The sequence below is a fragment of the Haladaptatus sp. genome, from assembly GCF_049589095.1.
GTDB lineage: Archaea > Halobacteriota > Halobacteria > Halobacteriales > Haladaptataceae > Haladaptatus.
Genome location: NZ_JBAWAC010000631.1, coordinates 1 through 2,560 on the forward strand (window position 1 = coordinate 1; position 2,560 = coordinate 2,560).

3 protein-coding genes and 1 pseudogene are annotated in these 2,560 nt (G+C 56.9%); 3 read left to right on the top strand and 1 reads right to left on the bottom strand.

Features of this window, described 5'->3' with window-relative positions; translation table 11 throughout:
* Nucleotides 1–41 precede the first annotated feature (41 nt).
* Nucleotides 42–116: pseudogene (locus tag WBV42_RS20020) on the bottom strand (IS6 family transposase); the annotation flags it as partial.
* A gap of 132 nt (nucleotides 117–248) precedes the next feature.
* Between WBV42_RS20020 and WBV42_RS20025 the strand changes: the two are divergent.
* The 3 genes from WBV42_RS20025 to WBV42_RS20035 all read left to right on the top strand — a co-directional run.
* Nucleotides 249–878, top strand: coding sequence for an archaellin/type IV pilin N-terminal domain-containing protein (locus tag WBV42_RS20025; protein ID WP_423987596.1), 630 nt, complete (start codon nucleotides 249–251; stop codon nucleotides 876–878).
* A gap of 101 nt (nucleotides 879–979) precedes the next feature.
* Nucleotides 980–2,200: a HEAT repeat domain-containing protein gene (locus WBV42_RS20030; RefSeq protein WP_423987597.1), complete on the top strand. Its 1,221-nt coding sequence runs from the start codon at nucleotides 980–982 to the stop codon at nucleotides 2,198–2,200.
* Nucleotides 2,201–2,294: 94 nt separating this feature from the next.
* Nucleotides 2,295–2,560 (top strand): hypothetical protein (locus WBV42_RS20035; protein WP_423987598.1); only part of this gene is annotated, 266 nt, incomplete at its 3' end.

Consider the following 2,560-nt stretch of genomic DNA (forward strand, 5'->3'; position numbering starts at 1 on the left):
GTAGAGCGGTGGCTCTTTGATCTCTATCGGGGCGACATCCTCGCCGTCCGCTCACGCTCCCAACATTCAAGCATAGCCGTGTCTAAACTCTTTTTGAGCAGGTTTGAGAGTAGCATCAATCACTAACTCTTCGACCTGCTCGTCCTTATCTAGACAGTGCCATACGTAGATTTAATACAATCCTTTGATTCGTTCCGCATAGAGTCCGAGTCACTATATATTTCTATTCGGACATGAAGTGAGAAATCATGAAAGACGCAATTCAACAGCGCCTCAATAATCGAGGTCAGGTCGGTATCGGAACGCTCATCGTGTTCATCGCGATGGTGCTGGTCGCGGCGATCGCGGCCGGTGTGCTCATCAACACGGCGGGCTTCCTCCAATCCAAATCCGAGCAGACGGGCCAGGACAGCACGGCACAGGTCTCCAACCGCGTTCAAGTCGTCTTCGGCTTCGGTAACGTGACGACGCTCGATGGCACCGGTGCTTACGATCAGAACGGAAAGGAGTACGTCGATACGGTCAACTTGACGGTCATGCGCGGGTCGGGTTCGGACGACATCAACCTCTCCACGGCCACCATCGAGTGGATCGGCCCGAACAAGGCAGTGACGCTCGTGAACGGCAGCAGCGCGAACGATACCCAATTCACCGTCTCGGCCATCAAGGACGGCGACGATTCGGTTCCCGTTCTCAACAGTCAGGACGACCGCTTCACGATCTCCCTGAACGCGTCGGGAATCACTGGTAACAACGTCTACGGACTCTCCGAGGGTCAGACGGCCGAACTTCGACTCACCACGCAGTACGGTGCAGTCACGCTCTACCGCGTGAACGTCCCGCAGTCGCTCTCCCAGGAGAGCGCGGTGACGGTCTAACCAGATATTCTCTTTCTTTTTGGTGCAACTTTTCCCCAATAATGAGTCACTACGTTTCTTTGAAAAGGTAGATTTTTTATCCCCTACAATAATTCCAATCCGTGACATCGCTGTTTACCCTCGAAAAAGAGGCCGACGCTGAACGCCTCGTCACGGTGCTCGGCGAAAGCAACAACGACACCGTTCGACAGCGAGCCGCAGAAATCCTCGGCGACCTCGATGTCCCGGACGACGAGGTCGTGGACTCACTGACGACGGCCGCACAGGACGATCCGAACGCTGCGGTTCGAGCAGCCGCCATCGACGCCCTCGACCAACGGGAAGCGGTCGAACAACTCATCGCGGCCATCGTTGGCGAGGAGATCAGCGGAAGTAGAGCGGAGTGGGCGCGAGCGGAGGAACTCACGGACGCGCTCACGTCCGATCAGCCGGAACTTCGAATGGCCGCCGCGAACGTTCTCGGACGGATCGGGAGCCGCTCTGCGACCGAGGATCTGATTCGGCAGTTGTCGGACCCGGATCCCCGAGTTCGCTCGCGTATCGCACGTGCACTGGGACGGCTTGAGGACAAACGAGCAGTGTCCCACCTCGCCGAGCGACGAACCGACGAGGCAGTCGAAGTCCGCCGGGAGACGGCGGAAGCGCTCGGTCGGATGCAAGGTGACGAGGCGCTTTCCGCTCTGCTCGGCATGCTCAACGACCCTGCCGAAGCGGTGCGACGAATCGCCGCCGGATCGCTCGGGACCTTCGGTAGTGAGAGACCTCTCGACGCCCTCATCGAACTGCTAGGGGACAAATCGGATGCGGTTCGAAAGGCGGCCGTGTTCTCCCTCATCGAGTTGCTCTCGAACGTACCACCGGAGAAGAGCCACGAGCTCCGGGAGACGATGGTCGAAAAGCTCAGTACGAGCGAGCATCGTGTCGTCGTCACGTCGCTCGTCGAGATCATCGAAGAGGGATCACAGGCACACCAGCGCCGCAACGCGACTTGGTTGCTTGGTCGGGTGACAGGTACCCAAAACCGGTGGGAAGCAATCGAGACACTCGTGGGTGTGTTGGACGCCGACGACGGTATGACGGCACAGTTCGCCGTCACCAGCCTCGCAGCGATCGGCGGTAAATCGGTCGAAACCGCGCTCCTGGAAGTGCTCTCCGACTCCGAAGCGACGACGGATGCACAAGCAATGGCCGCGTTCGGTCTCGGGAAGGTCGGGGGTGAACGCTCACGGGAACGGCTTGACGATCTCGTAGATACGACCGAGGACGAGGATGTCCGAAAGCGTGCTTTCTCCGCGCTTTCGAAACTCGGTGGAAGAGCATAGTATCAGAAATCACATCTAAATAATAACAGACCCATTATCTATTTTGAGATTTTACTAAAGTTTTATATTCGGCTAGTGTCTTGATTCGCCAACAATGGTTACGGACTCGCTCATCCGGGTTTTAAAGGACGTTCTCCGGGATACGGATACCTCTGGAGAGTCCCAAAAACGCATCAAGTTCGACGGAGGGGCACAAAATAGTGAGGTTACTGTCTCAAGGAATACCAAAATTTCGACAAATTCTGTAGCGGACGTATATGGTGGGACGGGTGCCAGCGACGAACTGCAACAGGCACAAGCCCACCATCTGAACGGACTGTTTTCGAACAGTGAGGCGACTATTGCGGAAGCGCCTCGTCT

Excerpts from the sequence above, each read along its gene's own strand:
- WBV42_RS20025 (WP_423987596.1), top strand. The coding sequence starts at position 249 with ATGAAAGACGCAATTCAACAGCGCCTCAATAATCGAGGTCAGGTCGGT.